An 18,314-nucleotide genomic window follows, 5' to 3' on the forward strand; every position below is an offset into this window, starting at 1 on the left:
TACTCGCGCTCTCTCTAGAGGAAGTCCTTGGTGAAGGCGTGCGGCAGCAGCTCGCCCAGGGTGTAGCGCGCCTCGTCCCCGCTCGGGGAGCGGCTGCGCACGGGCAGGTGGGGCCCCGCGAACTCGGCCATCACCTGCCGGCACATGCCGCACGGGGGCACCGGCGCCGCGGGGTTGGCCACCACGGCCACCGCCACCGGCTGCTTGCGCCCCTGGGCCACGCCCGCGGCCAGGGCGTTGCGCTCGGCGCACACGGTGAGGCCGTAGGTCGCGTTCTCCACGTTGCAGCCCGCCACCACGGAGCCGTCCGCGTAGAGCACCGCGGCCCCCACGGGGAAGCGGGAGTACGGCACGTGCGCCCGCTCGCGCACCCGGGTGGCCTCCTCGTACAGCCGCTCCCAGGCAATCTCGTCCGCCATGTCGCCCTCCTCCAACAAGGTGCCGCGGGTGGACTCAGCCCGGCTCGCCCGCCAGTCGCCGGTCATCCAGGTGGCGGGCGATGGCCAGCTCCGCCTCCACCGGCAGGTCCACGAAGCGCACGTGCGCCGCGGGCCCCTGGGGACCGTTCGTCACGTGGAGCACCTCGCCGCGGGCCTCGACCTCGTCGGGGAGGATGGGCAGATGGAAGCGCACCTCCACCTGGGCCCCCGCCTCCAGCCCCGGCCCGTTCCAGGCGCAGCCGCCAATGGACAAATCGCCCTCGCGTGTCTCGAACTCCGCCGAGCTGCCCACCCGGCGCACCTTCAGGCGCATGGGAATCCGGGGGGAGTCGCGCCGGTCCTCGGCCTTGTCGCTCATCGAGTCGTTCCTCTCGGCCATCGCCGTTCCAGTCCTGCCACTCATGCCCGCGTCACCGTCGGAAGCGCCCGAGGGACGGCCCGCCTCCGGAGACATCCTCTCCGGAAGGTGCGCATCCACACCCGCTCCGCCCGCATGACACCTGGCATCCGTTGAAGTCCCGCCGGGGCGCACCCCGGCACGCGGCGCGCTCGAGGACACGTCACGGGCCCGCCCGGCCGCGCCAGCAGAAGCCCTGTCGGGAGGTCGAAGCCCGGGTGTGGCTTCCTCTCCCAGGCCCCCCGGCGAACGGCCCTCAGCGCGTCCGTCACGTGTTCCTGATGCACCATCTGCCGCCCATCATACGCTTGCCCACCCGCCGGGGAGGCGCCGATTTTCATGGGTGACGCGGGTTTGCCCCAAGAATGTCTTGTACCGGGAGTGAGACACCTTGCGCCCCGCGTCGGAGCCCCGGGCCCGCTCAGGGAGGGACACCCTGGCCCCGGGAGTCCCACCACTCCTCGCCGTAGCTGATGAAGATCTGCTCGCCGGGGTGGATGTCCCTCAGGGCGTAGAAGGTGAAGAGGTCCCGGTCCACCGCGCGGTAGTAGGCGGCGCTGGGCTCCTTGGCGTGGTTGTAGAGCATGCCGTAGCCCAGCACGAGCGCGACCCAGTCCCCCGCGGGCTGCTGCTCCCGGTCGCTCCAGCGAATCTGGAAGACGTAGTCGTCGAGCGGCGGGTGCCGCGTGTGCTTCTGCAGCACCTTGAGGTAGCGACACTCCTCGATGAGGTCGCCGGCCTTGATGAAGTCGTCGGTGAAGACGCCGTAGCCCCACTCGCAGGGCCGGACCTTCACACCTGGATGCACATACAGCGCTTCGCCCGTGTTCATGCGCCCCTGCCGTTGGCGCGCGCGAAGATGCCTCTTTCCGGGGCGGAGGAGAAGACTTGAGCGAGGCTCAGGTCGGCCACGCCAGCAGCGACGTCCGGGCCACGCGCCGCAGCGACTCGCGGCTGGCCCCGGTGGCGGCCTGCACGGCCATCCCCTGCGTGACGGTGGTGAAGTAGCGCGCCAGGTCCGCGCAGTCGACGTGCGCGGGGACGTCTCCCTCGCGTTGGCCCCGCTCCAGCCGCTCGCGCAGGGCCTGCTCCCCCGCCGCGCGCCGGGCCGCCAACTCCCCCTGGATGGGCGCCGCGTCCGCCCCGCTCACCAGCGCGCCCTGCACCGTGATGCAGCCCTTGGGCTCGCGGGGCAGCGTCTGCGCGTCCGCCAACCCCAGGAGCAGATGCTCCACGGCGGCCTTGGCCGTCGGCTTCTCGAAGGCGTCGCGGTAGAGGCACAGGTGGCGCTCGACGTAGCGGTCCAGCGCCTTGCGGAACAGGGACTCCTTGTTCCCGAACGCCGCGTAGAGGCTGGGCCGGTTGATGCCGAGCTCCTCCGTCAGGTCCGACAGCGAGGTGCCCTCGTAGCCCTGCCGCCAGAACAGGCGCAGCGCACGGTCCAACGCCTCATCCACGTCGAAACCCCGGGGACGCCCCACCGGGGCGGCTGCCGTCTTTGGTTTCATACCGTTCGATACTAATCCCCTTGACCCGGGCCGGCCAGGGCTCCATATCTGTACCGGCCGGTACGAATTCACTGCGTGCGGCTCGCGTGTCCCGCGCGAAGCGCGCCCGGCGTGCGTCCAATTCAGTACCAACTGGTACACAACCCCTGAAGGATGACGAACATGTCGAAGAAGCTCGCAGGCAAGGTGGCGCTGGTGACGGGTGGCTCGCGGGGCATCGGCGCGGCGACGGCGCGGGCGCTCGCGCGGGAGGGCGCGGACGTGGCCATCAGCTACGTGGCGTCGGCGGAGAAGGCGCAGGCGCTGGTGCGGGAGCTGGAGTCCGAGGGGGTGAAGGCCGCGGCCTTCAAGGCCGACCAGGCGGTGGCGACGGAGGCGGCGAAGGTCATCCAGGCCGTCACCGAGCGCTTCGGCCGGTTGGACATCCTGGTGAACAACGCGGGCGTGGCGACGCAGAGCCCCATCGACGACGCACAGCGCGACGTGGCGGTGCTGGACCGGCAGCTCCAGGTCAACGTCACGGGCGTCATCGCGGCCATCCGCGAGGCGGTGAAGGTGATGGGCGAGGGAGGGCGCATCATCACCGTGGGCTCGAGCATCACGGGCCGCGTCGGCATGCCTGGGATGGCGGACTACACGGCGACGAAGGCGGCGGTGGTGGGCTACAGCAAGGGCGTGGCGAGGGACCTGGGCGCGCGAGGCATCACCGTCAACGTGGTGCAGCCGGGCTTCACGGACACGGACATGTCCGCGGGGCTGGAGCCGCACAAGCCCGCCATCAACACGACCATCCCCCTGGGGCGCTTCGGCCGTCCCGAGGAGGTCGCCGAGAGCATCGTGTTCCTCGCCGGACCGGGCGCCTCGTACATCACCGGCGCCGTGCTCGACGTCGACGGTGGACAGGGCGCTTGAGCACGACGGAGTGAGGAGCCTTCATGGCGCGAGCGGTCCGACGAGGGACCGCTCGGCCCAGGCGGCCTCCCCCACGTCACTCGGCCGGGAGCGCATCGGCAAGCCGCAGAAGACGGCTCCGTGCTCCAAGCGCGTGCCAGGCGCACTGCCGAGGCCGCGAACACGGAGCGCTTCACCGCGTCGCGGAAAGGGGCTCCTCACTCCAAGCCCGCTGCCTCGTACTCGAGACATCGCTGACACGGAGCGAGGCACCGCCTCGTGAAAGGGGCTCTCCACTCCGGGGTTGCGGCCTCACGCCCTCGCGCGAGGCCGTAAACACAATCGGCGGGGCACCGCGCCCCTCCCCACCTACTCCACGCGCTCGCGAACCAGGGGACGCGGCGCGGGAGCGGCATCACCGAAGCGATACGCCGCGAGCAGCCGCGCCTTGACGCCCTCGACAGGCGCCTCGTCGTTGAAGTGCACGCGCACCACGGGCTCGCCCTTCTTCACCGCCTCGCCCGTCTTCTTCAGCAGCGTGAAGCCCACGGCCGGGTCGATCTTGCTGTCCACCCGCTGCCGGCCCGCGCCGAGCGCCACGCCCGCCAGGCCCACGCCCTCCGTGTCGATGCCCGTCACGAAGCCCTCCCGGGGCGCCACCACGTCCACCGTGGCGCGCGCCTGAGGCAGCAGCGAGTAGTCGTCGATGGAGCGCGGGTCTCCGCCCTGCGACTGGACAATCTCCTTCAGCTTGCGGATGGCGCTGCCGTCCTCCACCGACTTGCGCAGCTTCTCGCGCGCCTCGTCCACCGTGGCGGCCTTCTTGCCCAGCACGAGCATCTCCGCCGTCAGCGCGTAGGTGATTTCGGTGTAGTCCTCCGGCGCGTCGCCGCGGAGCATGTCCACCGCCTCCATCACCTCCAGCGAGTTGCCCACCTTGCGGCCCAGCGGCTGGTCCATGTCCGTCAGGAGCGCCACCACCTTGCGCCCCATCTCCGCGCCCAGGCCAATCATCGTCTTCGCCAGCGTGCGGGCATCCTCGTCGCGCTTCATGAACGCGCCGCTGCCCACCTTCACGTCCAGCACCAGCGCGTCGATGCCCTCCGCCAGCTTCTTGCTCATGATGGACGAGGCAATCAGCGGGATGCAGTCCACCGTCGCCGTCACATCACGCAGCGCGTAGAGCTTCTTGTCCGCGGGCGCCACCTGCGCCGTCTGGCCAATCAGGCAGCAGCCCACCTCGCGCACCAGCCGGCGGTACTCGGCCGTGGACAGGTTCACGTTGAAGCCCGGGATGGACTCCAGCTTGTCCAGCGTGCCGCCCGTGTGGCCCAGCCCCCGGCCCGAAATCATCGGCACCGGCACCCCGCACGCGGCCGCCAGGGGCGCCAGGCTGAGCGACACCTTGTCCCCCACGCCGCCCGTCGAGTGCTTGTCCACCTTCACGGCCGGGGTGTCGGACAGGTCCAGCACCTCGCCCGAATTCAGCATGGCCCGAGCCCAGGCCCCCAGCTCCCGGGAGTCCAGCCCCCGGAAGAAGACGGCCATGCACATGGCCGCCATCTGGTAGTCCGCCACCGTTCCCGCCGTATACGCCTGGATGAACGCGGCGATGTCCGCCGGCTCCAGCCGGCCTCCATCCCGCTTTGCCTTGATGAGCTCGTAGGGTTGCACGGGGACTGCCCATACCAGGAACAAGGCCCCCCATGCACTTCCGCGAAAGGCGCCGCCGCATCTGGTAGATAGCCAGCCATGATGCTTCGCCTCCAGGTCCTCGCCCTCACGGCCCTCCTGTGCGCCTGTTCCAAGTCCAAGGAGGAGTCGCCCCCCGCGGGCGCTCCCGCCACCTCCCCGCAGGCGGCGAAGAAGCCCCTCCCCGTCGGCCTCGTCATCGACGTGGGCGGCCGGGGTGACCACTCCTTCAACGACGCCGCCCTTCGCGGCCTGGAGCTGTGGGCCGCCGGCAAGCGCTACGAGGGCGGCAAGTACGTGGACGCTGGGCCGGACGAGGTGAGCAAGTCGCTGCCCGGCCACCTGTCCTCCATCGCCGCCACCCTGAAGCCGCTGCCCATCCAGCCCGTCGTCCTCCAGAGCAAGGCCCAGGAGGACTACATCCCCAACCTCCAACTGCTCGTGGACCGGGGCTCGCAGCTGACCATCGGCAACGGCTACCTGCTGGCCAACGCCGTACGCACGTCCGCCCAGGAGAACCCGAAGGCGCGCTTCCTGCTCATCGACAGCCAGGTGCTCGACTCGCAGGGCAAGGCGCTGAAGCTGCCCAACGTGCGCACCGTCCTCTTCAAGGAGCACGAGGGCAGCTTCCTCGTGGGCGCGCTCGCGGGTCTGGTGACGAAGACGAACAAGGTGGGCTTCGTGGGCGGCATCGAGGTGCCCCTCATCCAGCGCTTCGAGGTGGGCTACCGCGCGGGCGTGAAGACGACGAAGCCCGAGGCCGCCCAGGCCCTGATGTCCGTCTACACCGGCAGCTTCAACGACATGGCCGCCGGCAAGCAGGTGGCCCAGGACCTCATCGCCAAGGGCGCGGACGTCATCTTCCACGCGGCTGGCTCGGACGGCATCGGCGTCATCCAGGCGGTGAAGGAGGCTCGCGCGGCGGGCAAGAGCGTGTATGCCATCGGCGTGGACTCGGACCAGTCGCACGTGGCGCCGGAGGCCATCCTCACCTCCATGCTGAAGCACACGGACCTGGTCGTGTACCAGACGGCCAAGGACCTGGTGGACGACAAGTTCACCGCCAGCGAGCAGGTGCTGGGCATCAAGGAGAACGGCGTGGCCATGGCCGAGGTGCGGGTGGACTTCCCGGGCAAGGCGGAGGCGCTCCAGAAGGTGGAGGCCTTGCGCCAGCGCATCATCTCCGGCGACATCCAGGTGCCCTCCGTCCCGGCGGACCTCGCCTCCTTCCAGGCCGCCGCCCCCTGATTTCCCTCCGGCACATCCAGAAGCGGTTCGGCGCCGTCACGGCGCTGGACGACGTGTCGCTCGACATCCGCGAGAAGGAGCTGCTCGCCGTCGTGGGCGAGAACGGCGCGGGCAAGTCCAGCCTGATGAACGTCCTCTACGGGCTCTATCACCCGGACTCGGGTGAGGTGTCCGTGGAGGGCGCGCCCGTGCGGCTCAAGAGCCCGCGCGACGCCATCGACCGGGGCATCGGCATGGTGCATCAGCACTTCATGCTCGTGCCCACGCTGACGGTGGCGGAGAACGTGGTGCTCGGCCGCGAGCCCACGCGCCGGGGCCTGTTCGATTACGAGCGCGCCGTGGCGGAGGTGTCCGAGACGTGCTCGCGCTTCGGCTTCGCGCTGGATGCTCGCGCCCGGGTGGACACGCTCACCGTCGGCTCGCAACAGAAGGTGGAGATCGTCAAGGCGCTGCACCGGGGCGCGCGCGTGCTCATCCTCGACGAGCCCACCGCCGTGCTCACCCCCCAGGAGGCCGAGGAGCTCGCGCGCGTGATGCGCGGCCTCGTCGAGCAGGGGCGCTCCGTGGTGCTCATCAGCCACAAGCTGAAGGAAGTGCTCGGCGTGGCGGACCGCATCGCCGTGATGCGCCGGGGGCGGCTGGTCTCCGAGGTGCGCCCCTCGGACACCTCCGCGAGCGCGCTCGCCGCCCTCATGGTGGGTGACACCGCGCGCGCCGCGCCGACGGACGCGAACACGCAAACCACCCAGACGCCCTCCACGGGCGAGGTGCTGCTCGAGGTGTCGGGGCTCCAGGCCCAGGGCGACAATGGCCGGCCCGCGCTCCAGGGCGTGGACCTCACGGTGCGCGCGGGCGAAATCGTCGGCATCGCGGGTGTGGACGGCAACGGGCAGCGAGAGCTGGCGGAGGTGCTCACGGGCCTTCGTCCGCTGACGTCCGGCACGGGCACGCTGCTCGGCGGGAAGCTGGCGCACCTGACGCCCGCCCAGGCGCGCGAGCGCGGCGTGGGCCACGTGCCCGAGGACCGGCTGCGCCGCGCGGTGGTGAAGGCGCTCAGCGCGGAGGAGAACATCGCGCTGGGTCGGCACAACCGGCCGCCCTTCGCGAAGGGGCCGTGGATCGACTTCGACGGACGCCGCGCGCGGGCCACGGAGCTGCTCGCCGCCTACGACGTGCGTCCGCCCGAGCCGACGCTGCCGCTGCAGGCCCTGTCCGGAGGCAACCAGCAGAAGGTCGTGGTGGCGCGCGAGCTGGATGCGAGGCCCCGCCTGCTGGTGGTGGTGCAGCCCACGCGGGGCCTGGACATCGGCGCGGTGGCCCAGGTGCACGCGAGGCTTCGCGAGGCCCGGGCGCAGGGCACCGGCGTGGTGCTGGTGTCGCTGGACTTGGAAGAGGTGCTGGCGCTGGCGGACCGCGTCTACGTGCTCTTCGAGGGGCGCGTGACGGGCCAGTTCACCCGGCCCGAGTACGACGAGCAGGAGCTGGGACGTCGCATGCTGGGAGCGGAGCCGGGCCATGGGTGAGCGCACGCGGCAGGCCCTGCCGTCGGTGCTGTCGGTGCTGTTGTCGCTGGGGGTGTGCTGGCTGCTCATCGCGTTCACGCGCGACGAGGGCGGGCTCGCGACGGCCACGGCGGCCTATCTCCAGATGCTCTGGGGCGGCGTGGGTGACTGGCCTCGCTTCCTCTTCGAGGACGCACCGGCCACCGTGCTCACCCGTCCGATGGGCGAGGCGGCGATGAAGGCCGCGCTGCTCACCTTCACCGGGCTGTCGGTGGCGGTGGCCTTCAAGGTGGGCCTGTTCAACATCGGCGCGCAGGGGCAGATGCTGCTGGGCGCGCTCGCCGCCGCGGTGGTGGGCGCGCACGTGGCGCTGCCCTCGGTGCTGCACATCCCCGCGGCGCTGTTGGGCGCGGCGCTGGCCGGAGCCGCGTGGGCGGGCATCGCCGCCCTGCTGAAGCTCTACCGGGGTGTGCACGAGGTCATCTCCACCATCATGCTCAACTGGGTGGCGCTGCGGCTCGTCGACAACTGGCTCGTGGTGGGCCCGCTGCGCGGCACCGCGGAGGCCGGCGCCTCCGTCACCGGCACCGCCGAAATCCACCCCACCGCGGCGCTGCCGCGCCTGTTGGGCGACAGCTCGCGGTTGAACCTGGGCTTCGTGCTGGCCACCGTCGCCGCGGTGGCGGTGTGGGCATGGCTGACGCGCATGCGCTCGGGCTTCGAGACGCGCGCGGTGGGCCTGGGTGACGAGGCCGCGCGCGCCGCCGGCATCCCCGTGGCGCGCCGCGCGGGACTCGCCATGGCGCTGGCCGGGGCACTGTCGGGCCTCGCCGGCGCCGTGCTGGTGCTGGGCACCGAGGGCCGCTACCCGGGCACGCTGGGCGCGCCCTACGGCTTCGACGGCATCGCCATCGCGCTCATCGGCAACAACCACCCGCTGGGTGTGGGCGCCGCGGCGCTCTTCTTCGGCGTGCTGCGCGCGGGCGGTACACGCATGCAGCTGCTCGACGTGCACAAGAGCTTCCCCGAGCTCATCCAGGGCCTCGCGCTGCTCTTCGTCGCCGGCCGGCTCATCTGGCTGGCCGTGCTGCGCCGCCGCACCGCGCCCGCCCCTGTCGCCACGCCCGCCGCGCCCACCGCGCAGGTGCCCCATGCGTGAGGCCCTCCATCGGCCGCTGTTCGCCACGCGGGACGCCGCGCCCCTCGCCGCGCCCACCGCGCAGGTGCCCCATGCTTGAGGTCCTCCATCGGCTGCTGTTCGCCACGCTGGACGCCGCCCCGGCGCTCGTCTTCGCCGCGCTGGGCGCGGTGCTCTCCGAGCGCGCGGGCGTGGTGGCCGTCGGCGTCGAGGGAATGATGCGCGTGGGCGCCTTCTGCGCCGCCGTCGCCGCGCTCGTCATGCCCACGCCCCTGGCCGTCGTCATGGGCATGCTCGCGGGCGCGGGGCTCGCGGCGGTGCACGGCTTCCTGTGCATCCGCTGGCGCTCGGACCAGGTGGTGTCCGGCATCGCCCTCAACCTGGTGGCCCTGGCCGGCGGCACCTTCCTGCTGGAGACGCACTTCGGCCCCAACGGCACGCCCTCCATCCAGCAGCTCTCCACGTGGGAGCTGCCAGGACTGTCCTCGGTGCCCGTGCTGGGCGCGCTCTCCGGCCACGCCGCGCCCACGTACCTGGCGCTGCTGCTCCCGGTGCTCCTGCAGCTGGTCCTGACGCGCACCCCGCTGGGCCTGCGCCTGCGCGCCGTGGGCGACAAACCCCACGCGGTCGCCACGCTGGGCCTCTCCGTCCCCGCCCTCAGGTGGGGCGCGGTGCTGGGCGGCGGACTGCTCGCGGGCCTGGGCGGCGCGGTGCTCTCCACCACCGTGTTGGACCGCTTCGAGCAACACACGCCCGCGGGCCTGGGCTTCATGGCCCTGGCCGCCATGGTCTTCGGACGCTGGACGCCGCTGGGCGCCTTCCTCGCCGCGGCCTTCTTCGCCTTCGGCAACGCGCTGCGAATCGGCCTCGCCTCCAGCGCCCCAGGCCTCCTGGACGTCGTGCCCCAGGGCGTCCTGCTCGCCCTGCCCTACGTCCTCACCCTCGTCGTCCTCACGCTCCAGGGACAGCGCAACAGCACCCCCGCCGCACTCGGCGTCCCATACGAGCAGGAATCCCGCTGAGCCCGGAATACCCAGGCGGTGTCTTTTCGAACCCGGGTATGAAATGATTCTTGGTCATAGGTGACACCCGGGTGTCTGGTGGCCAACGTCGGCTCCTTCGAGCAATGGAGGAAGCCAACACTCCAACCCCCTGCCGTTACTGGGGCGACCTCCGGGTTTCTCCGGGATTGAGACACAGGGCGTCGACGCGAGGTTCGGCACGCGACTGGCATGTAGCCCGGGTGTCGGGCCGCGCCGGGATGGAGGAGGCCACCGGGGGGAGGTTTCATCCATTCAGACGCAAGGTTCGTAGGGACTCCTTGTGAACCCCGGGCCCGGTCGGTCCGGCCAACACGGCGGGGGTGGGTGATGCTGGAGACGACGGGAACGACCGAGACGTATCGCCCCCGCGTGTTGGCGGTGGACGTGGAGTCAGAGGGCATGGAGCGGCTGTGCTCCATCCTGGCCCCGGCGGGCTATGACGTGCTGCCGGCGGGCGGGGCACAAGCCCATCAGCCCGCGGACCTGGTGCTCCTGGACGTGGAGCGGCCGGGAACGGACGGACTCGCGGCCTATCGCCGGCTCCAGGCGGAGCTGCGCGGGCCCCCAGTGCCAGTGCTGATGCTGACGCGGCGGGCGGACCGCCAGACGCGGCGTCAGGTGCTGGAGGCCGGGGTGGATGATCTGCTCACCACCGAGCCCCTGGACCCGCTGGAGCTCAAGGTCCGCGTGCACACGCTCCTGGAGCTCAAGGCGCACCGCGAGCGCGGTGGGCAGCGGGCCGAGGAGCTGTTGGATCCGCGCACCCGCTGGGTGGAGATGGAGCGGCTGGCGCGCGTGGGCACGCTGGCGGCGGACGTGGCGCAGAACCTGGGCCACATCGGCGAGGGCCTCCAGCGGGCGCTGGGCCACGTGCGCGAGCGCGCGGTGCAGGGCCTGCCGCCGGATGCCGAGGAGCTCAAGAAGCTGGGCGTCGCGGGCGAGCAGATGCGGCTGTACGGCCAGCACCTGCTGTCGCTGGGCCCCACCAACCCCAAGGACATCCAGCGGTTCGACCTGCGGGAGCTGGTCCCCTCCGTGGTGGACCGCCTGCGGGACAACGGCCGGCTGCTCACCGCCGAGGTGACGGTGGTGCTGCCCGAGGACCCCATCGCGGTGGTGTTCAACCGCCGGCAGCTCGAGCAGGTGCTGGTGGAGATCCTGGCCAACGCGGCGGAGGCGGTGGAGTGCGTGATGGACCGCCCGCGCCGCATCCACGTGGGCGTGGAGATGCCGGACATGTTCGGCGACTTCGGCCCGCGCCTCTTCGTGAAGGACACGGGCATCGGCATCTTCGAGGACGAGCTGCAGGCCGTCTTCGAGCCCTACTACACGACGAAGCCGCCGGAGAAGGGCGCCGGCCTGGGCCTCACCGTGGCGCGCGCCCTGGTGGAGTCCATGGGCGGCAAGCTCACGGTGCAGAGCCGGGTCAACCTGGGCAGCACCTTCACGGTGGAGCTGCCCGAGCAGACGTCCTCCTGGTAGCAGCGCCTAGAAGCGGTAGGCGATGCCGAAGAGGGCCTCCATGGCGAACTCGCTCTCATCCCAGTCGGGGATGAGGGCGGGGCCCATGCGCAGGTTGAAGGAGGCGGCCAGCTTGTTGCTGATGAAGTACTCCAGGCCGCCGCCCACCAGGATGGGGATGACGGGGCCGATGCTCCGGCCGAAGTAGACGTGGAAGGGCATGTCCAGGCCCACGTTCACCATCAGCGCGCTGCTGACGGGAATGCCCACCACGAAGGCCACCGGCAGCGCCAGGCCCACGTCCGTGTCGCCGTCATCGAAGTAGAACAGCGGCCCGGGCTGGAAGGTGAGCGCGAAGGACACGTTGTTCGCCTTCGCCAGCTCCACGCGCAGCCAGCCCTGCAGCTTGATGCCGGGGGCGGTGAAGCGCACCCAGCCCTCGCGGCCCCAGTTGAAGCTGAACTTGCCGCCGATATCGACCGTCTCCGACGTGCCGTGGAGCACGCCCAGGGTGAGGCCCGGCCAACCAATCTGCCCCGAGAAGGCCGTGTTGCCCCGCCCCAGCGTGTCGGCGGCGAGGATGGACCAGCCCTGTCCACGCGCCAGCGCGGTGCCAGGGAGGGCCAGGAGAAAAGCGAGGAGGAGTCCAGGGACGAGGCGCTTCACACGAAGCCTTTCGGTGAGGGGCCGCGACAGGGGTAACGCGGCCAGGGGTGTGGAGTTGAGGAGTGATTCAGGACTCAGGTGGGTTGGCCCCGCTCACGGGCCAGGGCGATGAAGGCCTCGATGAAGGCGGTCAGCCGGGTCTCGGCGCGCGCGCGGGCCTGGGCCAGGGGCTCGCCCGCCGCGGGCGTCTCCTTGCGCTCGAAGTAGTATTTGATTTTGGGCTCGGTGCCGGACGGACGCAGGGTGACGCGGCCGCCGCCCTCCAGCTCCAGCGCGAGCACGTTGGAGGGGGGCAGGCCGTTGACGCCGCGCTGGTAGTCGAGCACCGCGCGCACCGCCTCGCCGCCGATGTGCGAGGGAGGCCGGGCGCGGAACGCGTCCATGATGCCGCGGATGGCCTGCGCTCCCGCCGCGCCTGGCAGCGTGACGTTGCGCTGGGCGCCGACATAGAGGCCGTGCTTGCGCTGAATCTCCTCCAGGTAGCCGAGCACCGTGGTGCCTCGCGCCTCGCACCACGCGGCCAGGTCCGCCATGACGAGCGCCGCGCCGACGCCGTCCTTGTCCCGCGTCACGGTGCCGGCGGTGTAGCCGAGCGCCTCCTCGTAGCCGAAGACGAACTGCGTGCCCTCGGCCTGCTCGCGCTCCAGGGCGCGGTTGGCGATCCACTTGAAGCCCGTGAGCACCTCGTCATAGGCCGCGTCCAACGAGCGGGCGATGTCGCCCAGCTGCGTGGAGGAGACGATGGTGGTGACGACATGCGGACGGGCGCGCTTCGTCCCCTGCGTCAGCAGGTAGTGGCCCAGGAGCACGCCCACCTCGTTGCCGGTGAGCATGCGCAGGCCGCCCGTGGACTCGCGCGCCATGACGGCCAGCCGGTCCGCGTCCGGGTCATTGGCGAGCACCAGGTCCGCCTTCACGCGCTCGGCGGTGGCGCGCGACAGGTCCATGGCGCCGGGCTCCTCCGGATTGGGGAAGCGCACCGTGGGGAAGCGCCCGTCCGGCTGCTGCTGCTCGGCCACCGGCGTGAAGCGCGGGAAGCCCGCGTCGCGCAGGGCCCGCTCCGCCCACACGCCGCCCACGCCGTGCATCGCCGTGTAGACGATGGACAGCGTCGGCGAGCCCTTCTTGTGCACGCGCAGGCCCAGGATGGCGCGCACGTACTCCTCGCCCAGCGAGTCCGGCAGGTCGCGCCAGAGGCCCTGCTTGCGCGCGGCGTCCGGCGTGAGCAGCGGCACCCGGTTGGCGGGCTCCACCTTCGCGATGGCCGCGGCGATGCCCGTGTCGTGCGGGGGGATGATTTGCGCGCCGTTGCCCCAGTACACCTTGTAACCGTTGTACTCGGGTGGATTGTGGCTGGCCGTCACCATGATGGCGGCCGCGGCGTTCAGGTGCAGACACGCATACGCGGTGAGCGGCGTGGGCACGGGCTCGGGGAAGACGTGGGCCGGGATGCCCTCGGCGGCGAGCACGGCGGCGGTGTCCTCGGCCAGCTCCGCGCTCAGCCGGCGCGCGTCCCGCCCCACCACCACGCCTCGGGTGGCGACGTCCGGCACCTGCGCCTTGAGGTAGCGCGCCAGGCCCGCGGTGGTGCGGCGCACCACGGCGCGGTTCATCCGGTTGGGGCCGGCGCCCAGCACGCCGCGCAGGCCCGCGGTGCCGAACTCCAAGTCCCCCACGAAGCGGTCCGCCAGCTCCGCCTCGTCATTCGCGGCGAGCAGCCGCGCCAGCTCCTCGGCGGTGGTGGGGTCCGGGTCCGCCAGACGCCATGCCTCCGCCCGCTCTCTCAATCCGCTGTCGCTCATGGAGCCTCGTTGCCTCGTGTCTCGAAGAGGGCGCACGCGACGACGTGCCCGGGCGCCTGTGGGGTTTCAGGAGTAGTCGGTGAGCTTGCGGCGGGTGGCGCGGCCCTTGGGGCCGTCCTTGCCGCCCTGGCACGTGACGCACAGCTCGGCGTAGGGCATGGCCCTGAGGCGACCGAGTGGAATCTCGTCGCCGCACTCCTCGCAGTCCCCGAAGGAGTCCGGCTCGTCGCGCAGCTTGCCCAGCGCCTTGAGCACGCGGGCCAGCACGCCGTCCATGTTCCGGTTCCGGTTGGAGGCGATGGCCTGCATCATCTCGTTGAGGGGCTGCTCGTCCTCGTCCCCGCCGATGCGCGCATCGTCGGTCCGGTTGGGCTCGATCTTCGCCGGCACCTTCTCCGTCAGCTCGGAGTGCAGCGCCAGCAACAGGGCCTTGAGTTCGTCTCGCTGTTTCGCGTTCATCGCGGCCCGCCGGGTCAGTACTTCGCGGTGGAGACCTGCCCGTTGACGATGGCCACCGACGCGGACGCACCCAGTCGGTTGGCGCCCGCGCGCAGCATCTTCAGCGCGTCCTCGGAGGAGCGGATGCCGCCGGAGGCCTTCACGCCGACGTCGTCTCCCACCGCCAGTCGCATCAGCGCCACGTCCTCCACGGTCGCCCCGCCGGAGCCGAAGCCCGTGGAGGTCTTCACGAAGGCGGCGCCCGCGGACTTCGACAGCAGACAGCCGAAGACCTTCTCCTCGTCGGTGAGCAGCGACGTCTCGAGGATGACCTTCACCGGCACCGGACGGCACGCGTCCACCACCGCGCGGATGTCCTGGAACACGAGCGCGTGCTCGCGCGCCTTGAGCGCGCCGACGTTGAGCACCATGTCGATTTCGCGCGCGCCGGCGCGGATGGCCTCGCGCGCCTCGAACGCCTTGGCCGAGGAGAGGCTGGCGCCCAGGGGGAAGCCCACCACGGCGATGGGCACCGTCCTCGAGCCGGCGAGCACCTTCGCCGCGGTGGCCACCTGCGCGCTGTTCACGCACACCGTGGCGAAGCCGTGCTCACGCGCCTCGCGGGCCACCTTCGCCACGTCCTCGGCGCGGGCCTCGGGCTTGAGCAGCGTGTGGTCGATGTACGGCGCCAGGTCCGCGGCCGAGCGGATGGAGGCCGGGTCCACGCGGGCCGTGGCGGGCGGAGCGAGGTCGACAGGAAACCCGCCGGGCGAGTCCTCCCGGGTGGCCGTCCACGAGGACACGTGGCGGCGGACCTGGTCGGCGAGCTCCTCGACGAACTTGGAGAGGTCCTTGGAGTCGGACATTGCGGCCCCTTAGCCCACTTCGCGGTCCTCGGGAAGCGCTCGGGAGAGTCGTTCGTTTCCCGCTCACACCTGACGTGCCGAGGGTGGGAACGTGGCGGTAGAGTCCCCTCGTGATGTCCCGTCTCCGCTGGTTCGGTCTCCTCGTCCTCCTGCTCGCCGCGCCGCCGGGTCTCGCCGCGGGCCTGCCCTCCCCTCTCACCGCGACATCCGACAGGCCACTGACGGTCCACTTCCTCGACGTGGGCCAGGGCGACGCGGCCCTCGTCATCTCGCCCACCGGCAAGACGGTGCTCATCGACGGCGGCCCGCCCGAGGCGCGCGAGCGGCTCACCAAGCGCCTGCGGGAGCTGGTGAGCGGCCCGTTGGACCTGGTCATCCTCACGCACCCGCACCTGGACCACCTGGGAGGGCTCGCGCAAACCTTGCGCACGATTGGCGCGCGGCGGTTCATGGACCCCGGCTTCGACCACCCCAGCGAGGCGTACCGCGACCTGCTGAATGTCGTCGGGGACACGGTGGGCCAGGTGATGAACCCCGAGCCGAGCCCCTCGTCCCCCAACGGGCTGCTCACCATCGGCCTGGGCGAGGGCGTCTCGCTCTCCGTGCTCTGGCCGCGCGCACCGAAGGAGCCCTTCCTCGTCGGCACGCGCTCGGACCCGAACTCCAACTCCATCGTCGCGAAGCTGACGTATGGGAAGACGGCCTTCCTGCTCGTCGGCGACGCGGAGCCGGACACGGAGGGCATGCTGCTCAAGAAGTCGTTGGACTTGAGCACCACCGTGCTGAAGGTGGCGCACCATGGAGGTCGTCACTCCTCCACCGCCGCGTTCCTCGCCGCGGCGAAGCCCCAGGCCGCCGTCATCTCCTGCGGGGCGAAGAACGACTATGGCCACCCCGCACAGGAGACGCTGGAGCGCCTGGGCGCGGTGGGCGCGCACGTGCTGCGCACGGACCGGGACGGCGAGGTGGTGGCCGCCAGCGACGGCAACACCGTCACGCTGCGCACCCACGCGGGCGACGGCGCCATGGTGGTGGTGTCCGGCGGCCAGGGGCTCGCTCCCTCCGTCCCCGTCCTGGTCCCATCCCCGACGCCCGACACGAAACGTCCGGGGCCGGGTTCGCGACAATCCCGCGACGACACGGGTGGAGCCTCGTCCCGAGGCGGCTCCGAGGGCCAGGAGCGCTACATCGGTCTCAAGGGCAGCAAGGTATTCCACCGCGAGACGTGCTCCACCCTGAAGCGTTCCAAGTCGGAACGCACCGTGTACCTGAACCGCGAAGCCGCCCTGCGCGAGCGTCGCCCCTCCGAGGATTGTCATCCATGAGTTCGCGCCTACTCGCCCTGCTGGGCACCCTGCTCGTCCTGGGGGCCTGCAAGGAGCCCGCGCCGGACCCCGCCGCCCGAGCCCCAGAGGCCCGGCGCTACTTCGGCGCGGCCCCGGACGGGAAGCTGCGCGTCTACTTCTTCGACGTGGGCCAGGGGGACGCGGCGCTCATCGTGGCGCCCAACGGCACCACGGTGCTGGTGGACTCGGGCCCAGAGAGCGCCTCCCGGCACCTGGTGAACCGCCTGCCGGAGCTGCTCACCAAGCCCCTGGACCTGGTGGTCCTCACGCATCCCCACGTGGACCACCACGGCGCGCTGGACGCGGTGCTGCGCCGGGTGGGGGCTCGCCAGTTGATGGAGCCCCAGCTGCCCACGGCGCCGCCAGACTACGACGCGCTGCTCACGAAGCTCGGCGAGCGCCGGGTCCAGGTCGTCTCCCCCGCGCCGCCCACGTCCACGCCCAACGCGCCCCAGCGCATCAACCTGGGGGACGGCGTGTCGCTGACCATCCTGTGGCCGCGCGCGCCCAGCGAGCCGCTGCTGGACGCGCCCACGGCCGCGCTGGAGGTCAACTCCATCGTCATGCGCCTGTCGTACGGCGAGACGTCGGTGCTGTTCACCGGTGATGCGCTGGCACAGACGGAGGAGTACCTGCTCGCGCGCGAGGTGCCGGTGCAGTCCACGTTGCTCAAGGTGGGGGCGCACGGGCTCGACACCGCCACCACGGCGCCGTTCCTCACGCGCGTGGGGGCTCGCGCCGCCGTCATCTCCGTGGGCGCGGGCAATGCGTTCAAGGCGCCGGCGCCCGCCACGTTGGAGCGCCTGAAGGCCGCGCACCTGGAAGTGTTCCGCACCGACGAGCATGGCGAGGTGCAGGTGGTCAGCGATGGCAAGTCACTGGTCATCTCGCCGCAGCGGCTCAAGCAGGGCACGCCCAGCGACATGCGCTACACGCTGGTGGGGCAGGGACCCACGCCGCTCCCGGACTTCTGGGCGGGCAAGCCGCTGGTCGAGAAGAAGCCCGTCGTGGAGCAACCCGTCGAGCCGGTGAAGATGACCGAGGCTCCGGCGGCGCCGCCCAAGGACGAGCGCAACAACAAGAAGTACAAGGGGCCGTACCACGCGAGCCGCAAGCGCGACAAATTCCACATCCCCGACTGCGACGGCGCGCGGAAGATCCACGCCGAGAACCTCATCATCTACAAGACGCGGGAGGAGGCCATTCGTGAGCGGCGGCCCGCGCAGGACTGCAACCCGTGAAGAAGAAACCCACCCAGTCGCGGGCCACGCTGGACCGCATCGAGGATGAAGTCGCGGTGCTCGTCGTGGACGGGCGCGAGGTGACGAGGCCCCTCGCCTCCCTCCCCGAGGGCGTGCGTGAAGGCGACGTCATCCACCTGGACACGATGACGGTGGACGCGGAAGCCACCGAGGCGCTGCGCGAGGAGGTCCGCGCGGCCCGTGAGCGAGCGAAGAAGGGCAAGACGCCGCCACCGGGCGACTTCGACCTCTGAGCCTGTCGCGCTGTCACGCCGGTCCGACTCGAGCCGGCGCGACGTGCGAAGCGGCGGGCCAACGACAGTCCTGGTGATGAAACATGAGCGCGGAGCCTTCCGCGCGACGCCTCTCCGAGCCACCACTGCGCGATGGCTCAGACTTCAGATGCGCGCCCTTTGTCGACGAAGAGACCGCAAGGAGAGGAAGGGCCCGCCAGGTTCGCCACGTCACTCCTCGACACGATGGCTCAGGCTTCACGTGTGCGCCCTTCGTCGACGAAGAGACCGCAAGGAGAGGAAGGGCCCGCCAGGTTCGCCACGTCACTCCTCGACACGATGGCTCAGGCTTCACGTGTGCGCCCTTCGTCGACGAAGAGACCGCAAGGAGAGGAAGGGCCC

18 protein-coding genes are annotated in these 18,314 nt (G+C 71.3%); 9 read left to right on the top strand and 9 right to left on the bottom strand.

Features of this window, described 5'->3' with window-relative positions; genetic code table 11:
• Positions 1-14: 14 nt before the first annotated feature.
• The 4 genes from LXT21_RS04780 to LXT21_RS04795 all read right to left on the bottom strand — a co-directional run bounded on the left by LXT21_RS04780 (position 15) and on the right by LXT21_RS04795 (position 2,345).
• On the bottom strand, positions 15-419 hold the full coding sequence (locus tag LXT21_RS04780) for a cytidine deaminase (RefSeq protein ID WP_254036888.1): 405 nt from the start codon (positions 417-419) through the stop codon (positions 15-17).
• Positions 420-453: 34 nt separating this feature from the next.
• Positions 454-819 carry a PilZ domain-containing protein gene (locus LXT21_RS04785; protein ID WP_254036889.1) on the bottom strand — a complete coding sequence of 122 codons (366 nt, stop codon included), beginning with the start codon at positions 817-819 and terminating at the stop codon, positions 454-456.
• Between the two features lie 439 nt (positions 820-1,258).
• Positions 1,259-1,669: an SET domain-containing protein-lysine N-methyltransferase gene (locus LXT21_RS04790; RefSeq protein WP_254036890.1), complete on the bottom strand. Its 411-nt coding sequence runs from the start codon at positions 1,667-1,669 to the stop codon at positions 1,259-1,261.
• A gap of 67 nt (positions 1,670-1,736) precedes the next feature.
• A complete protein-coding gene (locus LXT21_RS04795) occupies positions 1,737-2,345 on the bottom strand; it encodes a TetR/AcrR family transcriptional regulator (protein ID WP_254036891.1) in 609 nt (202 codons plus the stop codon).
• A 162-nt stretch (positions 2,346-2,507) separates the two neighbouring features.
• Here LXT21_RS04795 and LXT21_RS04800 point away from each other — a divergent pair, with 162 nt between their 5' ends.
• The gene (locus tag LXT21_RS04800; protein WP_254036892.1) at positions 2,508-3,257 is read left to right on the top strand and encodes an SDR family NAD(P)-dependent oxidoreductase; all 750 of its coding nucleotides are present in this window, start codon (positions 2,508-2,510) and stop codon (positions 3,255-3,257) included.
• Between the two features lie 348 nt (positions 3,258-3,605).
• On the opposite strand, the gene LXT21_RS04805 is transcribed toward LXT21_RS04800, so the two are convergent.
• Entirely contained in the window at positions 3,606-4,910 is a 1,305-nt protein-coding gene (locus tag LXT21_RS04805) for a thymidine phosphorylase (protein WP_254036893.1), read from the bottom strand.
• Between the two features lie 78 nt (positions 4,911-4,988).
• Here LXT21_RS04805 and LXT21_RS04810 point away from each other — a divergent pair, with 78 nt between their 5' ends.
• The 5 genes from LXT21_RS04810 (at position 4,989) to LXT21_RS04830 (ending at position 11,341) form a co-directional block, all read left to right on the top strand.
• Positions 4,989-6,176 (top strand): BMP family lipoprotein, encoded by a 1,188-nt coding sequence (locus LXT21_RS04810; protein WP_254036894.1) that lies wholly within the window; start codon positions 4,989-4,991, stop codon positions 6,174-6,176.
• A gap of 53 nt (positions 6,177-6,229) precedes the next feature.
• The gene (locus LXT21_RS04815) at positions 6,230-7,699 is read left to right on the top strand and encodes an ABC transporter ATP-binding protein (RefSeq protein ID WP_254036895.1); all 1,470 of its coding nucleotides are present in this window, start codon (positions 6,230-6,232) and stop codon (positions 7,697-7,699) included.
• The gene (locus tag LXT21_RS04820) at positions 7,692-8,837 is read left to right on the top strand and encodes an ABC transporter permease (protein WP_254036896.1); all 1,146 of its coding nucleotides are present in this window, start codon (positions 7,692-7,694) and stop codon (positions 8,835-8,837) included. The genes LXT21_RS04815 and LXT21_RS04820 overlap by 8 nt, the downstream gene beginning before the upstream one ends.
• 71 nt (positions 8,838-8,908) lie before the next feature.
• A complete protein-coding gene (locus tag LXT21_RS04825; RefSeq protein WP_046715597.1) occupies positions 8,909-9,838 on the top strand; it encodes an ABC transporter permease in 930 nt (309 codons plus the stop codon).
• 348 nt (positions 9,839-10,186) lie between these two features.
• Positions 10,187-11,341, top strand: a complete 1,155-nt coding sequence (locus LXT21_RS04830) for a sensor histidine kinase (RefSeq protein WP_254036897.1) — start codon at positions 10,187-10,189, stop codon at positions 11,339-11,341.
• Positions 11,342-11,347: 6 nt separating this feature from the next.
• On the opposite strand, the gene LXT21_RS04835 is transcribed toward LXT21_RS04830, so the two are convergent.
• From LXT21_RS04835 to deoC, 4 genes are all read right to left on the bottom strand, one after another.
• Positions 11,348-11,986, bottom strand: a complete 639-nt coding sequence (locus LXT21_RS04835) for a hypothetical protein (protein WP_254036898.1) — start codon at positions 11,984-11,986, stop codon at positions 11,348-11,350.
• Positions 11,987-12,060: 74 nt separating this feature from the next.
• Positions 12,061-13,788 (bottom strand): phospho-sugar mutase, encoded by a 1,728-nt coding sequence (locus tag LXT21_RS04840; protein ID WP_254036899.1) that lies wholly within the window; start codon positions 13,786-13,788, stop codon positions 12,061-12,063.
• A 66-nt stretch (positions 13,789-13,854) separates the two neighbouring features.
• Complete coding sequence (locus LXT21_RS04845) at positions 13,855-14,247, bottom strand: TraR/DksA family transcriptional regulator (protein WP_046715601.1); 393 nt, start codon at positions 14,245-14,247, stop codon at positions 13,855-13,857.
• A gap of 14 nt (positions 14,248-14,261) precedes the next feature.
• Entirely contained in the window at positions 14,262-15,092 is an 831-nt protein-coding gene (gene deoC, locus LXT21_RS04850) for a deoxyribose-phosphate aldolase (RefSeq protein ID WP_254036900.1), read from the bottom strand.
• Between the two features lie 113 nt (positions 15,093-15,205).
• Here deoC and LXT21_RS04855 point away from each other — a divergent pair, with 113 nt between their 5' ends.
• From LXT21_RS04855 to LXT21_RS04865, 3 genes are read left to right on the top strand one after another with little or no spacing between them, the layout of a single operon-like run.
• Positions 15,206-16,417 (top strand): ComEC/Rec2 family competence protein, encoded by a 1,212-nt coding sequence (locus LXT21_RS04855; RefSeq protein ID WP_254036935.1) that lies wholly within the window; start codon positions 15,206-15,208, stop codon positions 16,415-16,417.
• Complete coding sequence (locus tag LXT21_RS04860) at positions 16,414-17,679, top strand: ComEC/Rec2 family competence protein (RefSeq protein ID WP_254036901.1); 1,266 nt, start codon at positions 16,414-16,416, stop codon at positions 17,677-17,679. The genes LXT21_RS04855 and LXT21_RS04860 overlap by 4 nt, the downstream gene beginning before the upstream one ends.
• On the top strand, positions 17,676-17,933 hold the full coding sequence (locus LXT21_RS04865) for a DUF3006 domain-containing protein (RefSeq protein WP_254036902.1): 258 nt from the start codon (positions 17,676-17,678) through the stop codon (positions 17,931-17,933). Before LXT21_RS04860 ends, LXT21_RS04865 begins: the two co-directional genes overlap by 4 nt.
• Positions 17,934-18,314 lie beyond the last annotated feature (381 nt).

Origin of the sequence: Myxococcus guangdongensis, from assembly GCF_024198255.1 — a bacterium.
GTDB lineage: Bacteria > Myxococcota > Myxococcia > Myxococcales > Myxococcaceae > Myxococcus > Myxococcus guangdongensis.

Excerpts from the sequence above, each read along its gene's own strand:
- LXT21_RS04780 (WP_254036888.1), bottom strand. The coding sequence starts at position 419 with ATGGCGGACGAGATTGCCTGGGAGCGGCTGTACGAGGAGGCCACCCGG.
- LXT21_RS04785 (WP_254036889.1), bottom strand. The coding sequence starts at position 819 with ATGGCCGAGAGGAACGACTCGATGAGCGACAAGGCCGAGGACCGGCGC.
- LXT21_RS04790 (WP_254036890.1), bottom strand. The coding sequence starts at position 1,669 with ATGAACACGGGCGAAGCGCTGTATGTGCATCCAGGTGTGAAGGTCCGG.
- LXT21_RS04795 (WP_254036891.1), bottom strand. The coding sequence starts at position 2,345 with ATGAAACCAAAGACGGCAGCCGCCCCGGTGGGGCGTCCCCGGGGTTTC.
- LXT21_RS04800 (WP_254036892.1), top strand. The coding sequence starts at position 2,508 with ATGTCGAAGAAGCTCGCAGGCAAGGTGGCGCTGGTGACGGGTGGCTCG.
- LXT21_RS04810 (WP_254036894.1), top strand. The coding sequence starts at position 4,989 with ATGATGCTTCGCCTCCAGGTCCTCGCCCTCACGGCCCTCCTGTGCGCC.
- LXT21_RS04820 (WP_254036896.1), top strand. The coding sequence starts at position 7,692 with ATGGGTGAGCGCACGCGGCAGGCCCTGCCGTCGGTGCTGTCGGTGCTG.
- LXT21_RS04825 (WP_046715597.1), top strand. The coding sequence starts at position 8,909 with ATGCTTGAGGTCCTCCATCGGCTGCTGTTCGCCACGCTGGACGCCGCC.
- LXT21_RS04830 (WP_254036897.1), top strand. The coding sequence starts at position 10,187 with ATGCTGGAGACGACGGGAACGACCGAGACGTATCGCCCCCGCGTGTTG.
- LXT21_RS04840 (WP_254036899.1), bottom strand. The coding sequence starts at position 13,788 with ATGAGCGACAGCGGATTGAGAGAGCGGGCGGAGGCATGGCGTCTGGCG.
- LXT21_RS04845 (WP_046715601.1), bottom strand. The coding sequence starts at position 14,247 with ATGAACGCGAAACAGCGAGACGAACTCAAGGCCCTGTTGCTGGCGCTG.
- deoC (WP_254036900.1), bottom strand. The coding sequence starts at position 15,092 with ATGTCCGACTCCAAGGACCTCTCCAAGTTCGTCGAGGAGCTCGCCGAC.
- LXT21_RS04855 (WP_254036935.1), top strand. The coding sequence starts at position 15,206 with ATGTCCCGTCTCCGCTGGTTCGGTCTCCTCGTCCTCCTGCTCGCCGCG.
- LXT21_RS04860 (WP_254036901.1), top strand. The coding sequence starts at position 16,414 with ATGAGTTCGCGCCTACTCGCCCTGCTGGGCACCCTGCTCGTCCTGGGG.